Genomic DNA, 4,940 nt, shown 5'->3' with positions numbered 1-4,940 from the left:
AAAAAACCTACGTGGCGCCGCACAGCCCGCTGGAACAGCAGATCGCCGCCATTTGGCAAGACGTGCTCAAGCGTGAAACCGTCGGCCTGCACGATGACTTCTTTGAGCTGGGCGGTCATTCACTGCTGGCCACCCAGGTCGTCTCCCGTGTGCGACATGCCCTGAACACCGATGTGCCCCTGCGCAACCTGTTCGAGTGCAGCACCTTGCAGGCCTTCGTGGCCACCCTGGAGCAAGAACCGGCCCGCCACGAGCCGCCCTTGGTACGGGTCGCACGCGATCAGCCGCTGCGCCTGTCTTATGCCCAGGAACGCCAGTGGTTCCTCTGGCAACTGGACCCTCAAAGCACCGCGTACCACATCCCGGCGGCGCTGCGCCTGCAAGGCCATCTGGACACCCAGGCACTGCAGCGCAGCTTTGACCACCTGATCGAGCGCCATGAAAGCCTGCGCACCTCGTTCGCCCAGGACGGCGAGCGTACCGTGCAACGGATCGCCGCCCACGCCCCGCTGGCCATCACCGTCGAGTCACGGCCGGGCGCAGACCCGCAAGTGATCCAGGCGTGTGTTGAACACGAAATCCAGCAGTTGTTCGACTTGCAGCACGGCCCGCTGCTCAGGGTCAAACTGCTGAAACTGGCGGATGACGATCACGTCCTGATCCTCACCCAGCACCATATTGTCTCCGATGGCTGGTCGATCAACGTGATGATCCAGGAGCTGATTGCCCTTTACGCCGGTTTCAGCCAGCAGCAACCCGTCAGCCTCGCCGACCTGCCTGTGCAGTACGCCGACTATGGCGTGTGGCAGCGCCAGTGGATGGAAGCCGGAGAGCGCGAGCGCCAACTGGCCTACTGGACCGAACAGTTGGGTGGCGAGCAGACGGTATTGGAACTGCCCGCCGACCACACCCGGCCTTCCGAGCAAAGCTACCGCGGCGCCCAACTGGAACTGGCGCTGGGCCACGAGCTGAATCAGTCGCTCAAGCAATTGGCCCAGCAGCAAGGCGTGACGTTGTTCATGCTGTTGCTGGCCTCGTTCCAAACCCTGTTGCATCGCTACAGCGGGCAAACCGACATCCGTGTCGGTGTGCCGATTGCCAACCGCAACCGCGTGGAAACCGAAGGACTGATCGGTTTTTTCGTCAACACCCAGGTACTGCGCGCAGAACTCGACGGCCAGGCGCGGTTTGTCGACCTGCTGCAACAGGTCAAACACCATGCCTTGCAGGCCCAGGCTCACCAGGACCTGCCCTTCGAGCAACTGGTGGAAGCCCTGCAACCGGAGCGCAGCCTCAGCCATAGCCCGCTGTTCCAAGTGATGTACAACCATGCCAGCGTGCAGCCCCAACACAGCGTCAGCCTGCCCGGCCTGAGCCTTGAAGTCCTGGACGGCACGCTGCCCAGCACCCAGTTCGACCTCTCGCTGGACACCACCGAGTCCGCCGACGATCTGCTGGCCACCCTCACCTATGCCATCGATCTGTTTGAAGCCCCAACCGTCCAGCGTCTGGCCGGGCATTGGCAAAACCTGTTGCAGGCCATCGTCCGTAACCCGCAGCAACGCCTGGGTGAACTGGACATGCTTGGGCGTGAAGAACGGCACCTGATGCTCCATGACTGGAGCAGCGCCACCCTCGATTACCCAAGTGAACAACGGGTCCATCAGCTGTTTGAAGCCCAGGTGGCGAAGCAACCATCAGCCCCGGCATTGCTCTTCGAAGACCGCCAGTTGAGTTACGCCGAACTCAACGCCCAGGCCAACCGCCTGGCCCGCCATCTGGTGAGCCTGGGCGTCGGGCCCGACGTGCTGGTGGGGATTGCCGTGGAGCGCGGCCTGGACATGATCATCGGCTTGCTGGCGGTGCTCAAGGCCGGCGGCGCCTACGTGCCCCTGGACCCGGAATACCCGCAGGATCGGTTGCTGTGCATGATCGAAGACAGCGGCACGCAACTGATGCTGACCCAGAGCCACTTGCGCGAACGCCTGAAGATTCCTGCCGATGTGGCGCACCTGTGCCTGGACCAGAACCAAGCCTGGGTCGATCTGGACGATAGCAACCTGGTCAATCGTGCCCATGCCGATAACCTTGCGTATGTAATGTTCACCTCCGGTTCCACGGGCCGGCCAAAAGGCGTGGGCATCAACCAGTCCTCGCTGACTCGCCATGCCTATGTGTCGCTGGGGTTTTTCAATCTCGATGGTGGCGACCGCATCCTGCAGTTTTCCACCTTCAACTTCGACGGTTTCGTCGAGCAGTTGTATCCGGCACTGATCTGCGGCGCGTCGGTGGTGCTGCGCGGCACTGAAATCTGGGACACCGAGACGTTCTATCGCGCCCTGCTCAAACACCAGATCAGTGTGGTCGACCTGACCACGGCCTACTGGAACCTGCTGGCCAAGGATTTTGCCGCGGCGGGTCCACGGGATTACGGGCGACTCAAGCAAGTGCATGCCGGTGGTGAAGCCATGCCGCCGGAAGGCCTCGCCGCGTGGAGCCAGGCCGGCCTTGGCCACGTCAAATTGCTCAACACCTATGGCCCTACTGAAGCCACGGTGACAGTCACGGCCCTCGATTGCACCGACTACGTAACCGGCGCCCGCCCGACGCCACTGACCATGCCCATCGGCAAGGTTCTGGCCGGGCGCAGCATTTACCTGCTGGACGACAGCGGTGCCCCGGCGCCGATTGGCGTGGTGGGCGAACTGATGATCGGCGGCGAGTTGCTGGCACGCGGTTATTTCAATCGCCCTGACCTGACGGCCGAGCGCTTCATGCCCGACCCGTTCAGCCAAGTCGGCGGCCGCTTGTACCGCACCGGCGACCTTGCGCGCTACACCCCCGACGGGGTGATCGAATATGTCGGCCGGATCGACCATCAGGTGAAGATTCGCGGTTTCCGTATCGAGTTGGGCGAAATCGAGGCCCGACTGCTGGAGCAGGACGTGGTGCGAGACGCCATCGTCCTCGCCCAACCGGCAGCCAGCGGTTTGCAGTTGGTGGGTTATGTGGTGCCCCATGCCACGGCCGTGCCCCACGCAGAGCTGCGTCAGTCGATCAAGGCCGCGTTGGCAGCCGTGCTGCCGGACTACATGGTGCCGGGCTTCCTGATGTTCCTTGATGTACTGCCCCTGAGCCCCAACGGCAAACTGGACCGTAAAGCGCTGCCCAAGCCGGATGCCAGCCAACAGCAAAACCACTATGTGGCGCCGCGAACGGCCCTGGAAACCCAGGTCGCCGAAATCTGGCAAAGCGTGCTCAACCTTGAGCAGGTGGGCCTCACGGATGACTTCTTCGCACTCGGCGGCCATTCGTTGCTGGCGACGCAGATCATCTCCAGGGTGCGTCAGGCCCTGGGGCTGGATGTCGCCCTGCGCAGCCTGTTCGAACGCAGCGTGCTCGGGGATTTCGTCGCCGGCCTGGACGGTCGCGCACGGCAGCATGAGCTGCCACTGGTGCCCGTCGAACGCACTCAATCGCTGCCCCTGTCCTACGCGCAGGAGCGCCAGTGGTTCCTCTGGCAATTGGACCCGCATAGCGCCGCGTACCACCTGCCGGCCGCCCTGCGCCTCAAAGGCGCGCTGGATGTCGCGGCGCTGGAGCAAGCGTTCAATCAACTGATCGCCCGTCACGAAGCACTGCGCACCACCTTCGTGGTGGAAAACGAACAACCGCGCCAAATCATCGCCGACCAGGCACCGCTGGCGCTGGTGGTCGAGACGCTGAACGGCACACCGGACGACGCCACGATCAGGACGTTTGTGGAGCACGAAACCCGGCAACTGTTCGACCTGCAGAACGGCCCGCTGCTGCGGGTCAGGCTGCTGCGCCTGGCGGACGATGAACATGTACTGGTACTTACCCAGCACCACATCGTTTCCGATGGCTGGTCGGTGCAGTTGATGGTGGAGGAACTGGTCAGCCTGTATGGCGCCGCCCAGGCTGGGCAGCCTCACTCGCTGGCGCCGTTGCCCATCCAGTACGCCGACTATGCCGCCTGGCAACGGCAATGGATGCAAGCCGGCGAGCGCGAACGTCAACTGGCCTACTGGACCGGCCAGTTGGCCGGCGAAAACAGCGTATTGGAGTTGCCGACAGATCGCCCACGCCCGGCTGAACAAAGCTACCGGGGTGCCCACCTGTCACTCACCCTCACGCCTGGCCTGGGCGATGCAGTGCAAGCCTTTGCCCAGCGCCTGGGCGTGACGCCGTTCATGCTGTTGCTGGCGTCTTTCCAGACGCTGTTGCACCGCTACAGCGGCCAGAACGATATCCGCGTCGGTGTGCCGATTGCCAACCGCAACCGGGTCGAAACCGAGGGGCTGATCGGCTTCTTCGTGAACACTCAAGTCATGAAAGCCGAGTTCAGCTCGCACCTGCGGGTCGAGGCTCTGCTGCAACAGGTCAAGCAACATGCACTGGATGCCCAGGCGCATCAGGACCTGCCGTTCGAGCAACTGGTAGAGGCCTTGCAACCGGAACGCAGCCTCAGCCACAACCCGCTGTTCCAGGTGATGTTCAACCACCAGAGTGCCGACAAACCCAACGCCACCGAACGTCCATCACTGCCTTCGGCGTTGCAGGTCGAGGGATTGGACTGGGAAGGCAGCACCTCGCAATTTGACCTGACCCTCAGCACCAGTGAATCGGCCGAGGCTTGAGCGCGACCCTCACCTACGCCACCGACCTGTTCAACGCCTCCACCATCGAGCGCCTTGGGCGGCATTGGCAGCAACTGCTGCACAGCCTCATTGCCGACCCACAACAGCGGGTTGCCGACCTGCCGATGCTGGACCACGCCGAGCAACAGCAGATCGTCAGCACGTGGAACGCCACCACCACCCACTACCCGCTTGACCACAGCGTCCAGCAATTGATCGAAGCCCAAGTGGTCGCCACGCCCGATGCCCCGGCATTGGTGTTCGGCGACCATCAGCTGA

The 4,940-nt window shown here is 63.1% G+C and carries 2 protein-coding genes; both read left to right on the top strand.

Going from position 1 to position 4,940, the window contains the following annotated elements:
• Positions 1 to 4,661, top strand: a 4,661-nt coding sequence (locus IQK56_RS13280) for an amino acid adenylation domain-containing protein (protein ID WP_425274647.1), incomplete at its 5' end; no start/stop codon positions are given.
• Positions 4,658 to 4,940: condensation domain-containing protein (locus tag IQK56_RS31515; protein WP_341869511.1), on the top strand; the 283-nt coding region annotated here is incomplete at its 3' end. The genes IQK56_RS13280 and IQK56_RS31515, both read left to right, overlap by 4 nt.

It is taken from the genome of Pseudomonas cyclaminis (assembly GCF_015163715.1).
Lineage (GTDB): Bacteria > Pseudomonadota > Gammaproteobacteria > Pseudomonadales > Pseudomonadaceae > Aquipseudomonas > Aquipseudomonas cyclaminis.
The sequence above is the reverse complement of the archived record's forward strand: the minus strand, read 5'-3'. Positions and strand labels throughout refer to the sequence as shown.